At 39.2% G+C, this 1,428-nt stretch carries 1 protein-coding gene; it reads left to right on the top strand.

Annotation, left to right across the window (positions count from 1 at the left end):
- On the top strand, positions 1–1,406 hold a 1,406-nt coding region (locus QME58_14370), incomplete at its 5' end, for an IS1182 family transposase (GenBank protein ID MDI6804997.1).
- Between the last annotated feature and the right edge of the window lie 22 nt (positions 1,407–1,428).

Genomic DNA, 1,428 nt, shown 5'->3' on the forward strand with positions numbered 1-1,428 from the left:
TAGATGGATTGAACATTGAGCCATTGGTTGCAACCTATAAAGGAGGAGGAAGCAGCTCATATAATCCATTGATGTTGTTGAAAGTATTGGTGTATGCCTATCTATCTAAGAATTATGCATCACGCAAGATAGCAAGAGCGTTGCGAGAAGATGTGAACTATATGTGGCTAAGCGGGATGTATCGCCCCGATTTTCGCACGATAAACATATTCCGCTCTGGTCGGCTCAAGGGTGTTGTTGATCAGGTATTTGGATCAATGGTTGAATTTTGTATAGCGAACAAGTATATCAAGTTAGAGAATTATTTTGTTGACGGAACAAAGATGGAGGCAAATGCCCGTAAGACCAGTTATGTGTGGTCGAAGAATACCGAACGTTACAAAGAAGCGACACAAAAGAAGATCAAAGAGTTGTTGGAACATATCGAAGAAGTGAATCGTCAAGAGAATGCCGAGTATGGCGAGAGCGATCTGGAAGAATTAGGTAATGGTTCAACCATCACAAGTGAAAAACTCAAGGAGCAGATAGAGAAACTCAACACCATAATAAATCCCACGAAGCCAAATAAGCAAGTATTGAAAGAATTACAGACAAAGCAGATACCAAAGCTGGAACGATACGAAGAGCAAGAGCGACTATTAGGTGGTAGAAAGAGTTATTCGAAGACAGATACGGATGCGACATTTTTCAGAATGAAGAACGACCAGCTATTGCCTGCGTACAATGTTATGATTGGGACAGAGAATCAATTTATAGTAAACTACTCGATACATCAGAAAGCATCAGAGGCAGATCAATTTATCAGACATTTTACAAAACTCACCCGAACAACTGGATTGATACCGGAGGATGTTATAGGAGATGCCGCATATGGGAGTGAAGAGAACTACGCATTTTTAGAAGAACACGGAGTTGGCAATTATCTAAAATACAATACATATCATAGAGAAAATACTAAAAAGCATCGAGACAATTGTTATCATAAAGACAACTTTCAGTATTATGAAAAAACTGATACTTACCGATGTCCGGAAGGACGAGATTTAATATTTGATAGGACGGGGGAAAAAATTACCTACAACGGTTATCAACAAAATATTAGAATCTATGAATGTATCGATTGTTGTGAATGTCCGGTGGCGAGCCGGTGCAAAAAAGGAATAGGAAATCGGACGATTAATGTGAATCCACGATTAGAGCGATACCGTGCACAGGCGAGGGCAAATCTTGCATCAGATTATGGGATTGCACTTCGTAAAAAGCGAGGTGTCGATGTCGAACCGGTCTTTGGTGATATCAAAATGAATCAAGAATATAAAAGGTTTAGATTAAGAGGAAAAGAAAAAGTGAACGTTGAGTTTGGGCTATTGAGTATTCTGACTAACGTACAAAACATAGTATCGTAAATCAAGGAACGTAAAACGTTCC

The organism is Bacteroidota bacterium (assembly GCA_030017895.1).
Taxonomy (GTDB): domain Bacteria; phylum Bacteroidota; class Ignavibacteria; order UBA10030; family BY39; genus JASEGV01.